Source organism: Kocuria dechangensis (assembly GCF_014636775.1).
In the GTDB taxonomy this organism is placed as follows: Bacteria; Actinomycetota; Actinomycetes; order Actinomycetales; family Micrococcaceae; genus Kocuria; species Kocuria dechangensis.
Map to the genome: position 1 here is coordinate 187,913 of NZ_BMEQ01000005.1, position 19,232 is coordinate 207,144.

Here is a 19,232-nt window from a genome sequence, read left to right on the forward strand (position 1 = left end):
GGTGGAATGGAGTCATGGTGACGGTCTCCTCGCGCGCATCGGCTCCGCACGGCGCCCCGGCGGACGCCCCGGCGGCACCCCGTGCGGGGAACGGGTCGGCGCCCGCCCTCGACGGCTTCCTCGCGGAGGCCACCGACCGGGCCGGCACCGTGGCCCCCGGCTTCGCCCAGCTGTGGGCCGAGGTCGCGCGGCTGAGCTCGGGCGGCAAGCGGATCCGGCCCCGGCTCGTCCGCCTCGCGGCCGGCGCCTATCCCGGGCGGGAGCCCGAGGCCGCGGTCGAGGCCGTGGGCGCCGCCTTCGAGCTGCTGCACACCGCGCTCATCGTCCACGACGACGTCATCGACCAGGACGACCAGCGCCGGCACCAGCCCACGATCAACGCGGCCGCCGCCGCCCGCGCCGCGGCGGCCGGCTCCCCGCCCGAGCACGCCCGGCAGTACGGGGCCAGCGTCGGCGTCATCGCCGGTGACCTGGCCCTGGCCGGCGCCTACCGGCTCGTGGCGCGCTCGGGGATCTCCGGCGAGCGCCTGCCGCGGATCCTCGACCTGCTCGACGAGGCCCTCTTCCACTCCGCCGCCGGCGAGCTGCTCGACGTGGACCACGCCCTGCCCGGCGCCCGCCCCGCGCGGGAGCACGTCCTGGCGGCCACGTGCCTGAAGACCGCGGTCTACTCCTTCGAGACGCCCCTGCAGGCCGGTGCGGTGCTCGGCGGCGCCCCCGAGGAGGACGTCGCGGTGCTCGGCCGGCTGGGCCGCGCGGTGGGCACCGCCTACCAGCTCGTGGACGACCTGCTCGGGGTCTTCGGGGACCCGGAGACCACCGGCAAGTCCGCTGTCAGCGACCTGCGGGAGGGCAAGCGGACGATGCTCGTTGCCGTCGCCCAGCGGACGCCGGCGGGGGAGGAGCTCGACGCCCTCCTGGACCGGCACGAGATCAGCGGGGAGCAGGCCCTGCGCGCCCGCGACCTCCTCGAGCAGTGCGGCGCCCGGCGCGAGGTGGAGGACATGGTCGCGGGCTGCGCCGCCGAGGCCCGGGCCCTGCTCGACGCCGCGGACCTGCCCCCGGACCTCGACCGGGACCTGCGCCGCATCGTGGCCGGCGCCACGGAGCGCGCCCGATGAGCGCCGCGCCGTCCCGCCCGCAGCACGCCGGCTCCCCGGCCGAGGCCGCCGCCCGCTACGACGACGCCGCCCTGCAGGCGGCCGCGACCGTGATCCGCCGCTACTCGACCTCGTTCGGGCTGGCCTGCCGGCTGCTGGGCCCCGAGGTCCGGCCGCACGTCTACGCGGTCTACGCGCTGGTCCGGATCGCCGACGAGATCGTGGACGGGGCCAGCGCGGGCTCCGGGGTCTCCGCCCGGGGCGCCCGCGAGCTGCTGGACGACCTCGAGACGGAGACCTACGCGGCCATCGGGCGCGGCTTCAGCAGCAACCTCGTGGTGCACGCCTTCGCCCGCACCGCCCGGCGCGCCGGGATCGGCCCCGAGCTGATCCGCCCGTTCTTCGCGTCCATGCGCGCCGACCTCAGCGAGGACCGGCACAGCGCCGATTCCCTCGACGAGTACGTGTACGGCTCGGCCGAGGTCGTGGGGCTGATGTGCCTGCAGGTCTTCCTCATGGACCGGCCGGTCCCCGAGGAGCGCCGCGCGGAGCTCGTGGCCGGCGCCCGGCGGCTCGGCGCCGCGTTCCAGAAGGTGAACTTCCTGCGGGACCTCGCCGAGGACTACGGCGAGCTCGGCCGCGTCTACTTCCCCGGGGTCGAGCCCGGCGCCTTCTCCGAGACGGAGAAGGACCGGCTGCTCGACGACATCGACGCCGACCTCGCCGCGGCCCGCGCCGTGGTCGGCGACCTGCCCCCGTCCTCCCGGGCGGCCGTGCTGGCCGCCCACGACCTCTTCCGGGAGCTGTCCGTGCGCATCCGAGCCACCCCGGCCCGCGACCTCCTGAGCACCCGCGTGCAGGTCCCGAACCCGCGGAAGGCCGCCTTGGCGGCGGCCGCCGTCGCCAAGGCGCGCACCCGCCGCCGCGCCCCGGCCCCCGCGCCCGGGGGAAGGCGGGCGGTCGTGGTCGGCGCGGGGATCGCCGGGCTCGCCGCGGCCGGCCTGCTCGCGCGGGACGGCTGGGACGTGGAGGTCCTCGAGCGGGGGACGACGACGGGCGGGCGCGCCGGGCTGCTCGAGCGCGACGGCTTCCGCTTCGACACCGGGCCCTCCTGGTACCTCATGCCGGAGGTCTTCGACCACTTCTTCCGGCTGATGGGCTCCAGCGCCTCGGCCGAGCTCGACCTCGTCCGGCTCGACCCCGCCTACCGCGTGTGGGGCGAGAAGTACGCCGAGCCGCTCGACATCCGCTCGGACCTCGAGCACACCGTGGCGCAGTTCGAGGCCGTGGAGCCCGGGGCCGGCGCCCGGATCCGCGCCTATCTGGGCTCCGCGAAGCGCACGTACGATCTCGCCGTCGACCACTTCCTCTACACCTCCTACGCGTCGTTCACCCCGCTGCTGACCCGGGCGGTCGTGGCCGGGCTGCCGGGCCTCGCCCGGCACCTCACCGGGTCCCTGCACGACCTCGCGGCCCGGACCGTGCAGGACACCCGGCTGCGCCAGGTCCTCGGCTACCCGGCCGTCTTCCTGGCCTCGGCGCCCCGGATGACGCCCTCGCTCTACCACCTCATGAGCCACATGGACCTCGCCGACTCCGTGCAGTACCCGCAGGGCGGGTTCCGCCGGATCATCGAGGCCGTGGAGCGGCTCGCCGTCGCCCACGGGGCACGGATCCGCACGCAGGCCGACGTCGTGCGGATCGTCACCGCCCCCGACGCCGGCGGCGCGGGCCGGCCCCGGGCGACCGGCGTCGTCTGGCGGGACGCGGACGGGGCCGAGCACGAGCTCGCCGCCGACGTCGTGGTCTCCGCCGCGGACCTGCACCACACGGAGACGCAGCTGCTGCCGCCGGCGCTGCAGACCTATCCGCAGCGCTACTGGGACGGCCGCCAGACCGGTCCCGGCGCGGTGCTCGTGATGCTCGGGGTGCGCGGGGAGCTGCCCGAGCTGCCGCACCACAGCCTGTTCTTCACCGACGACTGGGACACCAACTTCGGGGCGATCTTCGACGAGCCCGCCCGCGTCCCGGACCCCGCGTCGGTCTACGTGTGCAAGCCGTCGGCCACGGACCCGGACGTCGCCCCCGAGGGCCACGAGAACCTCTTCGTGCTGGTGCCGGTGCCCGCCGACCCGGGGCTCGGCGCGGGCGGTCCGGACGGCGGCGGGTCCGCCGCCGTGGAGGCCGCCGCGGACCGGGTGATCGACCAGATCGCGCAGTGGGCGGGCGTGCCCGACCTCCGGGAGCGGATCGTGGTGCGCCACACCGTGGGCCCGGAGGACTTCCGGCGGGACTTCAACTCCTGGCGCGGCAACGTGCTCGGCCCCGCCCATGTCCTGAAGCAGTCCGCGTTCTTCCGGGGCACCAACAAGAGCCGCCGGGTCCAGGGGCTGCACTACTGCGGGGCCTCGACCATCCCCGGGATCGGCCTGCCGATGTGCCTGATCAGCGCCGAGATCCTGCTCAAGGACCTCCGGGGGGACACCTCCACGGGCCGCCTCGCCGAGCCGCTGGTGCCGGGCGCATGAGCTTCCTGTACCTGGGGTTCCTGCTCCTCAGCCTCGCCGGGATGGTGGTCCTGGACGTGCGGCGGAGGCTGTTCTTCGCGGCCGACGCCCGGCGCGCGGCCCTCGTGCTGCTGGTCGGCGTGCTGTTCTTCCTGGCGTGGGACGTGGCCGGGATCGGCCTGGGCATCTTCCTGCACAGCCAGAGCCGGTTCGCGACCGGGTGGATGGTGGCGCCCCAGATCCCGGTCGAGGAGGTCGTGTTCCTGGTCTTCCTCTGCTACCTCACGATGAACGTGGTGCGGCTGGCCGAGCAGCTGCTGGGCCGGCGCGCCGCCGTCGTCACCCCGGAGGCGCGCCGGGAGGTGGACGCCCCGTGACCTACGCGATGATCATCCCCGTGTTCCTCGCCCTGGCGCTCGTGCCGGCCACGCTGCTGGTGCGCGCGCCCTCCCCGGCGCCGCCGGGACGCCGGGCGCCGGCGGTCCTCGGCCTCTCGTTCGCCGTGCTGGCGGTGCTGACCGTCGTGTTCGACAACCTCATGATCGCCGCGGGGTTCTTCGACTACGGGGACGGGCACATCACGGAGCTGCGGATCGGGCTCGTGCCGGTCGAGGACTTCGCCTATCCCCTCGCGGCCCTGCTCCTGCTGCCCGCGCTGTGGTGGGGGCTGGGGGAGCGCGGGCGCCTGACCGCGACCGTGCGCACCCTCGTGGCCACGTCGCGGCCGGTGTCCTGGGTGAACACCGCCTATCCGTTCGCGGCGGCCTACGTCATGACCACCGGGCGGGTGGACCTCCCGCTCGTGGTCGGGACGCTGTTCTTCCTGTTCCCCTACAACCTCCTGATGTACGGGATCAACGACGTCTTCGACTACGAGTCCGACCTCCTCAACCCCCGCAAGGGCGGCGTGGAGGGCGCCCTCGTGGACCGCTCCGAGCACCGGATGATCCTCGTGGGATCGGTCCTGCTCGCCCTGCCGTTCCTGGCCTGGCTGTTCCTGGTGGGCGGTGCCGCGGCGGCGTGGGTGCTCGTGGTCAGCCTCTTCGCGGTGGTGGCCTACAGCGCCAAGGGGCTGCGGTTCAAGGAGGTCCCGTTCCTCGACTCGGCCACCTCCGCGACCCACTTCGTGTCCCCGGCCGTGTACGGGCTCGTGCTCGCCGGGGCGGACTGGCGGCTAGGGACCGTGGCCCTGTGCGCCGGGTTCTTCCTCTGGTCCATGGCGTCCCAGGCGTTCGGCGCGGTCCAGGACGTGCAGGCGGACCGGGACGGCGGGCTGAAGTCGATCGCCACGGTCCTGGGCGCCCGCCCCACCGTCTGGGCCGCCGCCGTGTTCTACCTGACGGCCGGGCTGCTGATGCTGCTGACGCCCTGGCCGGGGCCGCTGGCGTCCCTGCTGGTGCTGCCGTACCTGGCCAACGTGGCCCCGTACCTGACCGTCACGGACGCCGGCTGCGAGCGCGCCAACCGGGGCTGGAAGCGGTTCCTGTGGCTGAACTACGTCACCGGCTTCCTGGTGACGATGCTGCTCATCTGGTCCTGGGCGCTCGCACACTGAGCCCGTAGTCGCCCCCTCCCCCCTCTGTGCGCGAGGGGTCGCGTCCCGCATTCTCCGCGCGTGAGGGGTCGCGTTCCGCTGCAATGCCGCGCGGATGCCGACCGAACGCGCCCCCTCGACGTGCCGCGCGGGCTGATCACGTCTCCTCGCCCCAGCCGCAGCTTCGTGCGCCCCAGCTGGAGGAAACGCACAGAACTACTAACCAGTGTTCGTCAGAAAGCACTGCTTTTCCTGATACTTGGAGCCGCCGATACTGGAGTCACCACCTCCTCAGCAGTGGCGGGGATCACAGGCCTCCATCCGTGATCCGTTGCTCGCCCGCTGCCTCCCGCCCGTCCACTGCGCGACCGCCGCTCAACGACGACTCTCACCAAGGACCAGTCATGATGACCATCGAACTCCCGCCGACCGTCTCCGCCACCCCGCCCCGGGCGGTTCTTGAGCATGCCCCGGTCAGGTCCCGGACGCCTTTCGTGCCGCGGTGCGAGTCCGCGACGTCGGAGGCCGACTGCCCGTACTGCTCCGGCCCGGAGAGCGACTGAGGGGCGCGTCCGTCAGGTCCTCCTCGCCCGATCACGTCGTAGTGTGGTCGGGAGCACACCGACCAGGAGGTCCGCGATGGAGCGACGTCTTCCCCGGTGGTCCGAGCTGCGCCCGCTCATGCAGTTCGAGACCCCGTCCCTCGACCGGCGCGCGGTCCGGCTGGCGCGAGCCGCGGACCTGTGGGACCTGCGCCGGATCGCCCGCCGCCGCACCCCGCGCCCGGCGTTCGACTACGCCGACGGCGCCGCCCAGCGCGAGCTGACCCGGGAGCGCTCGCGGGCCGCGTTCGACGCGGTCGAGCTGCTGCCGCGCATCCTGCACGGCATCGAGGCCCCGGACCTCTCCACCACGATCGCGGGGGCCCGCAGCGCCCTGCCGTTCGGCATCGCGCCGACCGGCTTCACCCGCTTCATGCACGCGGAGGGCGAGATCGGCGGTGTCCGTGCGGCCCGGAAGGCCGGCATCCCGTTCACGCTCTCCACCATGGGCACCCGGTCGCTGGAGGAGGTGGCCGAGGCCGCGCCGGACGCGACCCGCTGGTTCCAGCTGTACCTGTGGAAGGACCGGGCCCGCTCCCGCGACCTGCTGGAGCGCGCCGGCGGCAACGGCTACGGGACCCTGCTCGTCACCGTCGACACCCCGGTCGCCGGCCAGCGGCTGCGGGACGTGCGCAACGGCATGGTCATCCCGCCGAAGCTCACGCTGCGGACCGTGGCGGACGCGTCCCACCGCCCGGAGTGGTGGTTCAACTTCCTGACCACCGACTCCCTGAAGTTCGCGTCGCTGTCGAGCACGAGCGCCGACCTGCCGACCATCACGAACGCCATGTTCGACCCGACCCTCTCCTACGAGGACCTCGAGTGGATCCGCTCCGTGTGGCCGGGAAAGCTCTTCGTGAAGGGCGTGCTCACCCGCGAGGACGCCCGCCGGTCCATGGCCGCCGGCGCCGACGGCCTCGTCGTCTCCAACCACGGCGGGCGCCAGCTCGACCGCGCTCCCGCCTCCCTGCACGCCCTGCCCGAGGTGCGGGACGAGGTGGGGGAGGGCGTCGAGCTGATCCTGGACTCGGGGGTCATGAGCGGCGCCGACGTCATCACCGCGCTGTGCGCCGGGGCGGACTTCGTGCTGATCGGCCGGGCCTACCTGTACGGGCTCATGGCCGGCGGACAGCAGGGCGTCGAGCGGGCCGTCGAGCTGCTGGCCGAGGAGATCCGGATCAGCATGCAGCTCATGGGTGCCGAGTCGGTCCGTGGCCTGGGCCCGGAGCTGATGGGCACGCGCAACCACCCCGACCTGCGCCGGCGGGAGACCGTCACCGACCAGCCCTACTGACCCGGCGGCAGCGCCGAGGGGTCGCGAACAACGGCCCCGCATGCCGAGGAGGCCCGTCCGAACGGAACACGTGGTGCGTTCCGTCCGGACGGGCCTCTTCCGCGGTGGAGCCGGCCGCTACAGGTCGGCCAGCACCGACACCGGATTCTCGACCGCGTCGGCCACCATGCGCAGGAACCCGCCGGCCACCCCGCCGTCGCACACGCGGTGGTCGAACGCCAGCGAGAGCTGGGTGAGCTTGCGGACGGCGAGCTGCCCGTCGACCACCCACGGCCGGTCGATGATCCGGCCGATGCCCAGGATCGCGACCTCCGGGTGGTTGATGATCGCTGCGGCGCCGTCCGTGCCGAACACCCCGTAGTTGTTGAGGGTGAACGTGCTGCCGGACAGCTCCGCCGGGGACGCCTTGCCGGACCGGGCCCGCTCGGCGAGCCGCTTGAGCTCGGCGTCGAGCCCGCGGGCGCTGAGCCGGTGGGCGCCGCGGATGTTCGGCACCACGAGCCCGCGGTCGGTCTGCGCCGCGAAGCCGAGGTTCACGCCGTCGAAGCGCACGATCTCCTGGCTGCCGTCCTCGCGGGTCTCGATCCGGGCGGCGAGGTCGGGGTAGCGGGCGAGGCCGGCGAGCACGAAGCGTGCGATCAGCGCCATGAGACCGGGCGCGTTCTCGGGATCCCGGGCCTTGAGCGCGGCCCGCAGCTCCACCAGCTCCGTGGCGTCGACGTCGACCCACACCGTGGCCTCGGGGATCTCGGTGCGCGAGCGGGTCATGGCCTCCGCGATGACCTTCCGCACCCCGCTCACGGGCACGCGCCCGGCGACCTCCAGGCCGGTGCGGGCGTCCACGGCCTCGGCGGCCGGCGCGGCCACCGGTGCGGCCACCGGCGCCGCGGCCGGGACCGGCGCCGCCTCCGGGGAGGCGGCCGCCGTCACGACGTCCCGGCGCAGGATCAGCCCGCCGGGCCCGGAGCCGCGGACGGTCGAGATGTCGACGCCCCGGTCCTTGGCGAGCTTGCGCACGATCGGGGAGATCACCGTGGGCGCGAGCCGCGGGGCGGAGGCCATGGCGTCGTGGGCGGCACCCGTGGCGGCGGCCTGGGCCGGGGTGGCGGAGGGCGCCTTCTTCGGCCGGCGCCGGCGCCCGGAGGAGCCCCCGCCCGGGGTGCCGTAGCCGATGAGGACATTGCCGGAGCCGTCCTCGGCGGTCTCGGCCGCGGCCGCGGGGTCCGCCCCGGCGCGCTCCTCCTCGCGGTAGGTCTGCCCGCCCTTGGGCCCGCCGCCCTGGGGCGCGGGGACGCCGTCGCCGGCGCCGGTGTCCACGGAGATCAGCGGGGCGCCCACGTCGAGGGTCTGCCCGGAGGCGCCGTGCAGCTGGCGCACGGTCCCGGCGAACGGGCAGGGCACCTCCACGGCGGACTTGGCGGTCTCGACCTCGGCGATCGGCTGGTCCACCGCCACGGTGTCCCCCACCTGGACGAGCCAGGTGACGAGCTCGGCCTCGGTCAGCCCCTCGCCGAGATCCGGCAGGGTGAACGTCTTCACGGTCATGGTCAGTCCTCCCACTGCAGGTCGTCCACGGCGTCGAGGATGCGGTCGACGCTCGGCAGGTAGTGCTCTTCGAGCTTGGGCGCGGGGTAGGGGATGTCGAACCCGGTCACGCGCAGCACCGGGGCCGCCAGCGAGTGGAAGCAGCGCTCCTGGACGCGCGCCACGATCTCGCTCGCCACGGACGCGAAGCCCGGGGCCTCGGCGACGACGACCACGCGCCCGGTCTTGCGCACCGACGCCCCGACCGTCTCGTCGTCGAACGGGACGATGCTGCGCAGGTCCACGACCTCCAGCGAGCGCCCCTCGGCCGCCGCCGCGGCGGCGGCCGCCAGCGCGGTGGGCACGGAGGGCCCGTACGTCAGGATCGTCGCGTCGTCCCCGGCGCGGGCGACGACGGCGCGGCCCTCCCGCCGCTCGGGGGAGCGGGCCTCGTAGCGGTCCCGCAGCGCGGCGAGGTCGACCGGGGCCTTGGACCAGTAGAGCTTCTTGGGCTCGAAGAACACGACGGGGTCGTCCGAGTCGACCGCCTCGCGGAGCATGAGGTAGGCGTCCTCGACCGTGGCCGGGGTGAAGACCTTCAGGCCCGGGGTGTGGGCGTAGTACGCCTCGGAGGAGTCGCAGTGGTGCTCCACGCCGCCGATCCCGCCGGCGTAGGGGATGCGGATGACGATCGGCAGCCGCACGGCCCCGCGGGTCCGGTTGTGCATCTTGGCGATGTGGGACACGATCTGCTCGAACGCGGGGTAGGCGAACGCGTCGAACTGCATCTCGACGACGGGCCGCATCCGGTTCATCGCCATGCCCACGGCCATGCCGGCGATCCCGGACTCGGCCAGCGGGGTGTCGAAGCAGCGGGTCCGGCCGAAGCGCTTGGTCAGCCCGTCGGTGATCCGGAAGACGCCGCCCAGGGTGCCGACGTCCTCGCCGAAGACGACGACGCCGTCGTCGGCCTCCAGCGCGTCGGCCAGGGCCGTGTTCAGCGCCTGGGCGAAGGTCACCGGCTTCTGCACCGGTGCCTCGGGGGCCGGCGCGGGGGCTTCGAGGGTGCTCACTTCTCGGTCTCCTCTCGGGCGAGCTCGTCCGCCAGGAATCGCTCCTGCTCGGCGAGCTGCGGGGTCTGCTCGGCGTAGACGTGGCGGAACAGCTCGAGCGGGTCGATCTCCACCTCGGCGTTCATGCCCTCGCGCAGGGTGGCGGCGACCTCCTCGGCGCGGGCGGCGATGCGCTGCTCCGCGGCCTCGTCCAGCACGCCCTCCCCGGACAGGTAGGCGCGCATGCGCGTGACGGGGTCCTTCTTGATCCACTCCTGGACCTCGGCGTCGTCGCGGTAGCGGGTGGCGTCGTCGGCGTTGGTGTGGGCCTGCATGCGGTAGGTGTGGGCCTCCACGAGCAGGGGCTCGGACTCGGAGCGGGCGAGGTCCACGGCCCGGCGCAGGGTCGCCAGCAGGGCCACGAGGTCGTTGCCGTCCACGCGCTCGCCGGCCATGCCGTAGCCGACCGCCTTGTGGGCGAGGGTCGGGGCCGCGGACTGCTGGGACAGCGGCACGGAGATCGCGTAGCCGTTGTTCTGCACGAAGAAGACCACCGGCAGCTTGAACACGGCCGCGAAATTCAGGGCCTCGTGGAAGTCGCCCTCGCTGGTGGCGCCGTCGCCGCACATCGCGAGCACCACGGTGTCCTCCCCGCGCAGCTTCGCGGCGTGGGCCACGCCCACCGCGTGCAGCAGCTGGGTGGTCAGCGGCGTGGACTGGATGCTGACGTGGTGCTCGTGGGGGTCGTAGCCGCTGTGCCACTCGCCGCGGAAGATCGCCATGACCTCCATGGGGTCCACGCCCTTGGTCATGACGGCCACGGTGTCCCGGTAGGTGGGGAACAGCCAGTCGCCCTCCTCCAGGCACAGGGCGGCCGCCACCTGGCAGGCCTCCTGGCCGTGGCTGGACGGGTAGACCGCCATGCGGCCCTGGCGCACCAGGGCGGAGTTCTGGTCGTTGACGCGCCGGCCCACCACCAGCTTCTCGTAGGCGTCCAGCAGGACGTCCTGGGGCGGCAGGGGGTACTCGTGGCCGGGGCCGGTGCCCTGGTCCTCGGGGGCCAGCAGGCACCCGTTCGGGTCGACCATGCGGATCTCGCCGCGGGCCGGGAGCATGTACTGCTCCGGGGTGATCCCGAAGGTCTGGGAGGCCTTCAGGATCGGGTTCTCCGCGTCGTCGAGGTCGTCGACGTTCTCGACGGTCTGGCTCATGGGGTTCCCCTTCGGTCGGTCCCCGAGCCGGGTGCGGAGCGGGGAGACGGGACAACGGAACTGGTTCTGTCTCCCAAGTATGGGAAGAGAAGCGGGTTCGTATCCACAGATCCGCGAAAGTGCAGAATTGTGGATCCAGGACCGTGTCCTGCATGGACGAAATGTTCTAGTGTGGCGTGGAGCACACCGGTTCGTCCGGTGCCCCGTCCCCGACCGCATCAGGAGCTTCCCGTGCCCTCCACCCCCGTGCCGCTCGACGAGACCGACCGGAAGATCCTCACCGAGCTCTCCCGCGACTCCCGGCAGTCGGTGACCGCGATCGCCGCGGCCGTGCACGTCTCTCGGGCCCATGCGTACGCCCGCATCAACCGGCTCCGGGAGGAGGGCGTCATCCAGCGCTTCAGCACCGTCGTCGACCCCGTGCGGGCCGGCCTCCAGGCCTCCGCCTACGTGACGCTCAAGCTCCGGCAGAACACCTGGCGGGAGCTGTGCCAGCAGCTGCAGGCCATCCCGGCCGTGCACCACATCGCCCTGGTCGGCGGCAACTTCGACGTCATGCTGCTGGTGCGGGCCGTGGACACCGTGCACCTGCGGCAGGTCATCTTCGAGCACATCCAGCAGCTGCCCGGCGTCGTGGACACCCAGACGTTCCTGATCTTCGAGGACATCGACACCCGCGCCTGAGCCTCCGCCCCGCCCAGCGGGACGTCACATGACGACGGCCCGCGTCACAGTCGTCACATTGCCGGGGGCTGGAACGGGCACTGCCTATGCGCATAGTGTGGCCCCAGCTTCACGAGACGTGGCCGCGAAGCTCCGACTGGGCCACGCACCAACCCCGTGCTCATGGGTGGTTCGGATGAGGAAGCGGCCCGCATCCCGGCTGTGGCGCAGCCGGTGACCGATGCGGGTAAGAGCAAGCGCGAGGAGCACCGCCATGTCCGTCACCGTCCACGACCTCTCGACCCGGCAGATCCACGCCGGCACCGAGAACGACCTCACCCAGCGCACCCTGACGGTCCCGATCTACCAGTCGGCCGCCTTCGAGTTCCCGGACTACGAGGCCGCGAAGCAGATGTTCGCACAGACCCGCCCGGGCTTCACCTACACCCGCACCGGCAACCCCACGGTCGCCGTGCTCGAGCAGCGCATCGCCGACCTCGAGGGCGGCGTGGGCGCCGTGGCCACCGGCTCGGGCCAGTCCGCCGTCGCCGTCGCCCTGCTGGCCCTGCTGGGCCAGGGCTCCGGCAAGCACCTCGTCGCCTCCGAGAAGCTCTACGGCGGGACCGTGGACCTGCTCACCGACTCCTTCGCCGACTTCGGCATCGAGGTCGACTTCGTGGACCCCGCCGCGCCCGGGGCGTGGGCCGCGGCCGTGCGCCCGGACACCCGGGCCTTCCTGCTCGAGTCCATCGGCAACCCGCTGGCCACCCTGCCGGACCTGCCCGGCATCGCCGAGGTCGCCCGGGCCGCCCGGGTGCCCGTCGTGGTGGACAACACCCTCGCCTCGCCGGCGCTGTACCGGCCGCTGGAGAAGGGCGCGGACGTCGTGGTGCACTCGGCCACGAAGTTCCTCGGCGGGCACGGCAACGCCCTCGCCGGGGCCGTCGTGGACGGCGGGACGTTCGACTGGGCCGCGCAGCCCGGGAAGTGGCCGCAGTTCACTGCGGCACGCGCCCGCTGGGGCGGGCAGAGCCTGGTCGACAAGTGCGCCGGCGCCAGCCCCTACCTGCACCTGGTCCGGGCCAAGTACGTCCACGACCTCGGCACGACCCTGTCCCCATTCAACGCCAGCCAGATCCTGCAGGGCACCGAGACCCTCGACCTGCGCGTGTCCCGGCACACCGCGTCCGCCCTGGCCGTGGCCGAGTTCCTCGCCGGGCACCCCGCCGTCGCCCGCGTCCACCACCCCGGCGTGGACGGGGACCCCAGCGCGGGGATCGCCGCCCGGGACTTCCCCCGCGGCATCGGCTCCGTGTTCTCCTTCGACCTCGCCGCCCCCGACGACGCCGTGGGCCCGTTCATCGACAGCCTCCGGCTGTTCAAGCTGGTCGCCAACATCGGGGACGTCCGCAGCCTCGTCGCCCACCCCGCCGCCATGACCCACTGCCGGCTGACCCCCGAGCAGCGGATCGCCGGCGGGATCGCCGAGACCACGATCCGGCTCTCGATCGGCCTCGAGTCCCCCGACGACCTCGTGGCGGACCTCCGCCAGGCCCTCGACCGCGTCCAGACCTCCGGGAAGTGAGACCCACGATGACCACCGCCTCCACCACCGCCGCCGCGTCCGCGACCACCGGGACCCGCACCCCGGGCTTCACCACCACCGCCGTCCACGCCGGGCAGGAGCCCGACCCGCTGACCGGCGCCGTCATCCCGCCGATCTACCAGACCTCGACCTTCGCCCAGGACGAGATCAACGTCCTGCGCGCGGGCCACGAGTACAGCCGCGGCTCCAACCCCACCCGCAGCGGCTTCGAGCAGCAGCTCGCCGCGCTGGAGGGCGGGCGGCGGGGCTTCGCCTTCGCCTCCGGGATCGCCGCCGAGGACGCCCTGCTCCGGGCGGTGCTGCGGCCCGGGGACCACATCGTGCTCGGCGCCGACGGCTACGGCGGCACCAACCGGCTGATCACCAAGGTGCTCGCGCCGTGGGAGATCGGCAGCACGCCGGTGGACATCACCGACCTCGACGCCGTGGCCGCGGCCGTCCGGCCCGGCTCCACCCGGGTGCTGTGGCTGGAGACGCCGTCCAACCCGCTGCTCGGCATCGCCGACGTCGCCGCCTGGGCCCAGTTCGCGCACGACGCCGGGGCGCTGCTCGTCGTCGACAACACCTTCGCCTCCCCGTACCTGCAGACCCCGCTCGCGCTCGGCGCGGACGCCGTGGTGCACTCCACCACCAAGTACATCGGCGGGCACTCCGACGTCCTCGGCGGCGCCGTGGTCGTGGGCGACGCCGCGTGGCGGGACGCCCCGCTGACCGACGCCGTGGGCTTCCAGCAGTTCGCCGCCGGAGCCGTGGCGGGCCCCCAGGACAGCTATCTGGCGGCGCGCGGGCTCAAGACCCTGAGCCTGCGCATGGAGCGGCACCAGGCCAGTGCGCAGACGATCGCCGAGTGGCTGCTCGAGCGCCCCGAGGTCGCGCACGTGCTCTACCCGGGCCTGCCCGGCCACCCCGGCCACGAGCTCGCCGCGGCCCAGATGCGCGGGTTCGGCGGCATGGTCTCCTTCCGGCTGGCCGGCGGCGAGGCCGCCGCGCGGACGGTCGCGGAGTCCACGGAGCTGTACTCGCTGTCCGTCAGCCTGGGCGGGGTCGAGTCCCTGGTCTGCTACCCCTCCGAGATGACGCACGCCTCGGTGAAGGGCACGCCGCTGGCCGTGCCGGCCGACCTCGTGCGGCTCTCCGTGGGCATCGAGGACGTCGAGGACCAGCTCGCCGACCTCGAGCGGGCGCTCGCGGCCGCCACCGCGTAGCAGGCGCTCACGGCAGACCCTCGTGGCGGGGCCATGTCCGCACTAGCCTGGGGCGCATGACGCACAGCCTTCCGCACGACGACGACGCGACCGCCCCGCTCGGGCTGCCCGGGCCGGTGGTGGGCACGGCCTGGCTGGCCGAGCACCTCGACGACCCCCGGCTGGTGCTGGTGGACGCGAGCTCCACGCTGAACCGCGCCGACGAGGCGATCCCGGGCGCCCTGCTGCTGGACCTGGACGGACCATTCTCCGACCCGTCCTCGGGCCTGCCGCACACCCTGCCCCCGGCGGAGCAGCTGACGGCGGCCGCCCGGGCCCTGGGCATCCGGCGCGGCAGCACCGTCGTGGCCTACGACGGCAAGGGCCTCTTCGCCGCGGCGCGCGTGTGGTGGATGCTGCGCGCCGCGGGCTTCGAGCGGGTCGCGGTGCTCGACGGCGGCCTGCCCGCCTGGGCCGCCGAGGACCGGCCGACCGGCCCGCACGCGCCGGCCCCCGCCGAGCCCGGCGACGTGGAGCTCGTCCCGCGGGAGGAGTTCTTCGTGACGGCGGACGACGTCGCGCGCGCCCTGGCGGCTCCGGACGCGACCGTCCTGGACGCCCGCTCCGCCGGCCGGTTCGCCGGCACGGAGCCCGAGCCGCGCCCGGGCCTGCGCCCCGGGCACATGCCCGGCGCGGTCAGCCTGCCCCACACGGAGCTGCAGACCGCGGACGGGCACCTGCTGCCCCTGCCCGAGCTGCGGGCCCGCTTCGCGGCGGCGGTCCCCGAGGGGGACCGGATCGTCACGACGTGCGGCTCGGGGCTCACCGCGTGCGTGCTCGCCCTGGGCGCCCACCTCGCCGGGCGGGAGGACGTGGCGGTCTACGACGGCTCCTGGAGCGAGTGGGGACGCCCCGGCCCGCGCCCGGTCGCCGCAGGCCCGGCCTGATCGAGGTCCCGGCCGATCAGGGCCGCGACGCGGCGCCCTCCTCGGTCGTGTCCAGCGCGGCCGCCCGGGAGAGGATGTTGCGGGCCATGGACGGGAAGATGAAGCCGTGGAAGGGCCACACGCCCCACCAGTAGAGCCGCCCGGGCAGGCCCCTCGGGAAGAAGATGGCCCGCTGCTTGTAGCGGCTGCCGTCGCCCTCGGGCTCCACGGACAGCTCGAGCCAGGCCCGGCCCGGGGCCTTCATCTCGGCGTGCAGGAGCAGCCGGTGGCCCTCCTCCATGGCCTCGACGCGCCACCAGTCGACGTACTCACCGACCTGCAGGTCGGTGTGGTCGCGGCGGCCGCGGTTCAGGCCCGCCCCGCCCACGAGCTTGTCCATGGCGCCGCGGACCCGCCAGGCCAGGGGCAGGGAGTACCAGCCGTTGCGCCCGCCGATGGACTCGATGACCTTCCAGACCTTCTCGGGCTCCGCCTCGCCCGTCCGGCTGCGCTCGTCGACGAAGACGGTGCGCCCCGCCCAGTCCGGGTCCGAGGGGAGGGGATCGGCGGCGGAGGTGGCGCCGGGACGGTAGTCCCACGTCGTCTCCACGCTGTTGTCCTCGATCTTCTTCAGCGCGAGCGCGACGGCGCGGCGGTAGCCCGTCAGCCCCTCGGCGGGCGGCGGGATGTAGGCGTCGATGTCGTGCTCGGCGGAGACGGCGTCGTGCTGCAGGGACTGCACGAGCGGCACGGCCAGGCCCAGCGGGATGGGCGTCACGAGCCCCACCCAGAACCCGGACAGCCGCGGGGCCGGCAGGGGGAAGTGGAACACGCGACGACGGCGCAGTCCGGCCACCTGGGCGTAGCGGCGCATGGCGTCCGCGTACGTCATGACGTCCCGCGAGCCGATGTCGAAGGTGCGGTTGAGCCCCTCCGGCAGGTCCATGGCGTGCACGAGGTAGTGCAGGACGTCCCGGACCGCGATCGGCTCGATGCTGTTGTTCACCCAGGACGGGGCGGGCATCACCGGCAGGGTGTCGCCGAGGTGGCGGATCATCTCGAAGGACGCGGAGCCGGAGCCGATGACCACGCCGGCCTGGAACACGACGGCCGGGACGGCGCCGGCCAGCAGGATCTCGCCGACGCGCACGCGCGAGCGCATGTGCTGGGACAGCTCGACGCCCTCCGGGTGCAGCCCCGAGAGGTAGACGATGCGCCGGACCCCGGCGCGCTCCGCGGCCAGCGCCACGGTGCGGGCCATCTCGGCCTCCTGCTCCTCGAACTGCTGGGAGCTGCCCATGGAGTGCACGAGGTAGTACAGGGTGTGCACGTCGCGGCACGCCTCGGTCATGCCGTCGAGGTCGGAGAGGTCCGTCTTCGCGATCTCCACCCGGTCCCGCCACGGGACGTGGTCCAGCTTGCCGGGGCTGCGGACGGCGACCCGCACGAGGTGGCCGGCCTCGAGCAGCCGGGGCGCCAGGCGCCCTCCGATGTACCCGGTGGCACCGGTGACGAGGACGCGCTGGGGAGAGCTCATGGTCTGCCTTTCGTGCGGTTGGCCCGAGCCTACCAACGCGGGCCGACAGTCCGGCCTGCAGCCCGGCCGCTGCCACGGTCGGTCCGGCTACCGGTCCCGGTGCCGGTCCTGCGGTCGGTGCGCACGCGGAACGGCCGCACCCCCCGAGGTGTGCGGCCGTTCCGGATGCGCTCCCGGCCGCAGCGCGGCCGGGAGCGGAAGGGGCCTGGGATCAGGGCAGCGCCAGGCGGAAGATCTTCGCCCAGGACGAGCCGACCTGCTTGGGCAGCGGCCCGGTGGTGTAGGGCAGGCCGTAGCGCTCGCAGATCTCGCGCACCTTCACGGCGACCTCGGCGTAGCGGTTCGAGGGCAGGTCCGGGAACAGGTGGTGCTCGATCTGGAAGGACAGGTTGCCCGTCATCAGGTGCATCAGCTTGGACCCGGAGATGTTGGCCGAGCCGATCATCTGCCGCACGTACCAGTCGCCGCGGGTCTCGCCCTCGATCTGCTCCTCGGTGAAGGTGTCGACCCCCTCGGGGAAGTGGCCGCAGAAGATCACGGCGTGCGCCCAGACGTTGCGGACGGCGTTGGCGGTCAGGGTCCCGGCGAGCGCCTGCTTGCCGGAGCCGGTCAGCGCCGCGGCGGTGGGGGTGGCCACGTAGTCCTTGGCGACCTGCTTGAGGAACTTCTTGCCCAGGGCCTTGAGGTTCTTCCGCAGCTCGGACTTCGGCTTGGTGCCCTCCCGCACCTGGTCGAGCTCCAGGTCGTAGATGGCGATGCCGAACTCGAAGACGGGGGCGAGCATCGCGTTGTAAAGCGGGTTGCCGATGTTCCACCACTGCCACGGCTGGGCCTCGTCCACGCGGAAGATGTTGTACCCGACGTCGCGGTCCTTGCCGATGACGTTGGTCCACGTGTGGTGCAGGTCGTTGTGGGTGTGCTGCCAGGCGGAGGAGGGGGTCACGAAGTCCCACTCCCAGGTGGTGGAGTGGATGTCGGGGTCGCGCATCCAGTCCCACTGGCCATGCAGGACGTTGTGGCCGATCTCCATGTTCTCGAGGATCTTGGCGACGCTGAGCATGCCGGTCCCGGCGACCCACGCGCTCTTCCGCTTCGAGAACAGCAGCGTGGCGCGCCCGGCGAGCTCGAGGGAGCGCTGGACGGCGATGACGCGGCGGATGTAGGCGGCGTCCTTGGCCCCGCGCGTGGCGATGACAGAGGCGCGGATGGCGTCGAGCTCCCGGCCCAGCTCCTCGACCTGTTCGTCGGTGAGGTGGGCGGCGGCGGCCGGCTTGGCGGGCTCGGCGCGCTGTCCGGAGTCGAGCAGGAATGGGGTGACGATCGTCATGGGGCGCTCCTTCGGAACGGGGACAGGGAAGCGGGGGTGGTCAGGGGGTGGTCAGACGTCGAGGCTCACGGGCCCGGCGGCCGTCGACACGCAGGTCTGGATCAGGTGGCCGGGTTCGCCGTGCACCTCGCCGGTGCGGGTGTCGCGGACCTGGCCGGCGAGCAGGGGGGTCACGCAGGCGTGGCAGATGCCCATGCGGCACCCGCTGCTCATCAGCACGCCGGCGTTCTCGCCGGCGTCGAGGAGGGTCGTGGAGCCGTCGGCCTCGACCTCCTTGTCGGTCTTCTCGAAGGTGATCCGTCCGCCCTCGCCGCCGGAACCGGGGGCGACGACGGGTGCGAAGCGCTCGACCCGCAGCTCGCCCTCCTCCCGGTTCCACAGGGACTCGGCGGCGTCGAGGAAGTCGACGGGCCCGCACGCGTAGGACGCGCGGTCGCGCCAGTCGGGGCAGGCGGCGTCGAGGTCGGAGGTCGTGGTGAGGTCGAGGCGGCGGCCGCGCTCGCCCGTGAACCACTGCACGAGGCGGAAGCCGGGGAACTGGTCCGCGAGCTCGAGCAGCTCCTCGGCGAACAGGGCCTCCTCGGGGGTGCGCGACGAGTGCACGAGCACCACGTCGGCGTCCGCGCGGCGCGGGACCAGGGTGCGGATCATCGACATGACGGGGGTGAGCCCGCTGCCGGCGGTGAGCATGAGCAGAGGCCGGGGGTGCTCGGGGAGCACGAAGTCGCCCTCGGGCGGGGCGAGGAACAGCACGTCCCCCACGCGGGTGCCGCGGACCAGGGCGGTGGAGACGGTGCCCATGGCGGTCACCGTGATGGCCGGGTCCTGGCCGGCGCCGGTGCTCAAGGAGTAGGAGCGCCACTGGCGCACGCCGTCGATCTCGACGCCGATCCGCGCCCACTGGCCGGCCTCGTGCGGGTTCCAGCCCTTGCCGGGGCGGAAGCGGATGGTCACGGAGTCCGCGGTCTCGGGCTGCACGGCCGTGACGACGGCGCGCAGCTGCCGGGCGCTGGAGAGCGGGTTGACGAGGCGCAGGTAGTCGGCGGGGGTCAGCGGCGTGGTGAACGCAGAGGCGATGCGGGACAGCGGGCGAAAAGAAGGCACGATGCCAGTTTTACTCATCCCGACAAACTATTCTCGTACTCGCACGTACTCTTTGCGTGCA

General features: G+C 73.5%; 15 protein-coding genes and 1 riboswitch. Of the genes, 9 read left to right on the top strand and 6 right to left on the bottom strand.

Going from position 1 to position 19,232, the window contains the following annotated elements; genetic code table 11:
* The first annotated feature begins 14 nt into the window (after nt 1-14).
* The 5 genes from IEW07_RS07205 (at nt 15) to IEW07_RS07225 (ending at nt 7,037) form a co-directional block, all read left to right on the top strand.
* A complete protein-coding gene (locus tag IEW07_RS07205) occupies nt 15-1,121 on the top strand; it encodes a polyprenyl synthetase family protein (protein WP_188535703.1) in 1,107 nt (368 codons plus the stop codon).
* Complete coding sequence (crtI, locus tag IEW07_RS21605) at nt 1,118-3,628, top strand: phytoene desaturase family protein (RefSeq protein ID WP_188535705.1); 2,511 nt, start codon at nt 1,118-1,120, stop codon at nt 3,626-3,628. Before IEW07_RS07205 ends, crtI begins: the two co-directional genes overlap by 4 nt.
* Nucleotides 3,625-3,984, top strand: coding sequence for a lycopene cyclase domain-containing protein (locus IEW07_RS07215; RefSeq protein ID WP_188535707.1), 360 nt, complete (start codon nt 3,625-3,627; stop codon nt 3,982-3,984). The genes crtI and IEW07_RS07215 overlap by 4 nt, the downstream gene beginning before the upstream one ends.
* Nucleotides 3,981-5,162 (top strand): prenyltransferase, encoded by a 1,182-nt coding sequence (locus tag IEW07_RS07220; RefSeq protein ID WP_188535709.1) that lies wholly within the window; start codon nt 3,981-3,983, stop codon nt 5,160-5,162. The genes IEW07_RS07215 and IEW07_RS07220 overlap by 4 nt, the downstream gene beginning before the upstream one ends.
* A 618-nt stretch (nt 5,163-5,780) precedes the next feature.
* Complete coding sequence (locus IEW07_RS07225) at nt 5,781-7,037, top strand: alpha-hydroxy acid oxidase (RefSeq protein ID WP_188535711.1); 1,257 nt, start codon at nt 5,781-5,783, stop codon at nt 7,035-7,037.
* Between the two features lie 117 nt (nt 7,038-7,154).
* Here IEW07_RS07225 and IEW07_RS07230 read toward each other — a convergent pair whose 3' ends face one another.
* From IEW07_RS07230 to pdhA, 3 genes are read right to left on the bottom strand one after another with little or no spacing between them, the layout of a single operon-like run.
* Nucleotides 7,155-8,582: a dihydrolipoamide acetyltransferase family protein gene (locus tag IEW07_RS07230; RefSeq protein WP_188535713.1), complete on the bottom strand. Its 1,428-nt coding sequence runs from the start codon at nt 8,580-8,582 to the stop codon at nt 7,155-7,157.
* Nucleotides 8,583-8,584: 2 nt separating this feature from the next.
* Complete coding sequence (locus IEW07_RS07235) at nt 8,585-9,634, bottom strand: alpha-ketoacid dehydrogenase subunit beta (RefSeq protein ID WP_188535715.1); 1,050 nt, start codon at nt 9,632-9,634, stop codon at nt 8,585-8,587.
* A complete protein-coding gene (gene pdhA, locus IEW07_RS07240) occupies nt 9,631-10,824 on the bottom strand; it encodes a pyruvate dehydrogenase (acetyl-transferring) E1 component subunit alpha (protein WP_188535716.1) in 1,194 nt (397 codons plus the stop codon). Before pdhA ends, IEW07_RS07235 begins: the two co-directional genes overlap by 4 nt.
* A 231-nt stretch (nt 10,825-11,055) precedes the next feature.
* Here pdhA and IEW07_RS07245 point away from each other — a divergent pair, with 231 nt between their 5' ends.
* The 4 genes from IEW07_RS07245 to IEW07_RS07260 all read left to right on the top strand — a co-directional run bounded on the left by IEW07_RS07245 (nt 11,056) and on the right by IEW07_RS07260 (nt 15,224).
* On the top strand, nt 11,056-11,508 hold the full coding sequence (locus tag IEW07_RS07245; protein ID WP_188535718.1) for an Lrp/AsnC family transcriptional regulator: 453 nt from the start codon (nt 11,056-11,058) through the stop codon (nt 11,506-11,508).
* Between the two features lie 107 nt (nt 11,509-11,615).
* Nucleotides 11,616-11,747: riboswitch (SAM riboswitch) on the top strand.
* 14 nt (nt 11,748-11,761) lie between these two features.
* A complete protein-coding gene (locus IEW07_RS07250; RefSeq protein WP_188535720.1) occupies nt 11,762-13,072 on the top strand; it encodes an O-acetylhomoserine aminocarboxypropyltransferase/cysteine synthase family protein in 1,311 nt (436 codons plus the stop codon).
* 8 nt (nt 13,073-13,080) lie between these two features.
* Nucleotides 13,081-14,298 (top strand): cystathionine gamma-synthase, encoded by a 1,218-nt coding sequence (locus IEW07_RS07255; RefSeq protein WP_188535721.1) that lies wholly within the window; start codon nt 13,081-13,083, stop codon nt 14,296-14,298.
* A 56-nt stretch (nt 14,299-14,354) separates the two neighbouring features.
* A complete protein-coding gene (locus tag IEW07_RS07260; protein WP_188535724.1) occupies nt 14,355-15,224 on the top strand; it encodes a sulfurtransferase in 870 nt (289 codons plus the stop codon).
* Between the two features lie 16 nt (nt 15,225-15,240).
* On the opposite strand, the gene IEW07_RS07265 is transcribed toward IEW07_RS07260, so the two are convergent.
* The 3 genes from IEW07_RS07265 to IEW07_RS07275 form a co-directional block, all read right to left on the bottom strand.
* Nucleotides 15,241-16,740 carry an SDR family oxidoreductase gene (locus tag IEW07_RS07265; RefSeq protein WP_188535726.1) on the bottom strand — a complete coding sequence of 500 codons (1,500 nt, stop codon included), beginning with the start codon at nt 16,738-16,740 and terminating at the stop codon, nt 15,241-15,243.
* A 211-nt stretch (nt 16,741-16,951) separates the two neighbouring features.
* On the bottom strand, nt 16,952-18,067 hold the full coding sequence (locus IEW07_RS07270; protein WP_188535728.1) for a fatty acid desaturase family protein: 1,116 nt from the start codon (nt 18,065-18,067) through the stop codon (nt 16,952-16,954).
* 51 nt (nt 18,068-18,118) lie between these two features.
* Nucleotides 18,119-19,171: a ferredoxin reductase gene (locus tag IEW07_RS07275; protein WP_188535730.1), complete on the bottom strand. Its 1,053-nt coding sequence runs from the start codon at nt 19,169-19,171 to the stop codon at nt 18,119-18,121.
* Nucleotides 19,172-19,232: the final 61 nt, after the last annotated feature.

Coding starts and splice junctions, on each gene's coding strand:
- IEW07_RS07230 (WP_188535713.1), bottom strand. CDS start 8,582: ATGACCGTGAAGACGTTCACCCTGCCGGATCTCGGCGAGGGGCTGACC.
- IEW07_RS07215 (WP_188535707.1), top strand. CDS start 3,625: ATGAGCTTCCTGTACCTGGGGTTCCTGCTCCTCAGCCTCGCCGGGATG.
- pdhA (WP_188535716.1), bottom strand. CDS start 10,824: ATGAGCCAGACCGTCGAGAACGTCGACGACCTCGACGACGCGGAGAAC.
- IEW07_RS07205 (WP_188535703.1), top strand. CDS start 15: ATGGTGACGGTCTCCTCGCGCGCATCGGCTCCGCACGGCGCCCCGGCG.
- IEW07_RS07225 (WP_188535711.1), top strand. CDS start 5,781: ATGGAGCGACGTCTTCCCCGGTGGTCCGAGCTGCGCCCGCTCATGCAG.
- IEW07_RS07270 (WP_188535728.1), bottom strand. CDS start 18,067: ATGACGATCGTCACCCCATTCCTGCTCGACTCCGGACAGCGCGCCGAG.
- IEW07_RS07250 (WP_188535720.1), top strand. CDS start 11,762: ATGTCCGTCACCGTCCACGACCTCTCGACCCGGCAGATCCACGCCGGC.
- crtI (WP_188535705.1), top strand. CDS start 1,118: ATGAGCGCCGCGCCGTCCCGCCCGCAGCACGCCGGCTCCCCGGCCGAG.
- IEW07_RS07265 (WP_188535726.1), bottom strand. CDS start 16,740: ATGAGCTCTCCCCAGCGCGTCCTCGTCACCGGTGCCACCGGGTACATC.
- IEW07_RS07260 (WP_188535724.1), top strand. CDS start 14,355: ATGACGCACAGCCTTCCGCACGACGACGACGCGACCGCCCCGCTCGGG.
- IEW07_RS07255 (WP_188535721.1), top strand. CDS start 13,081: ATGACCACCGCCTCCACCACCGCCGCCGCGTCCGCGACCACCGGGACC.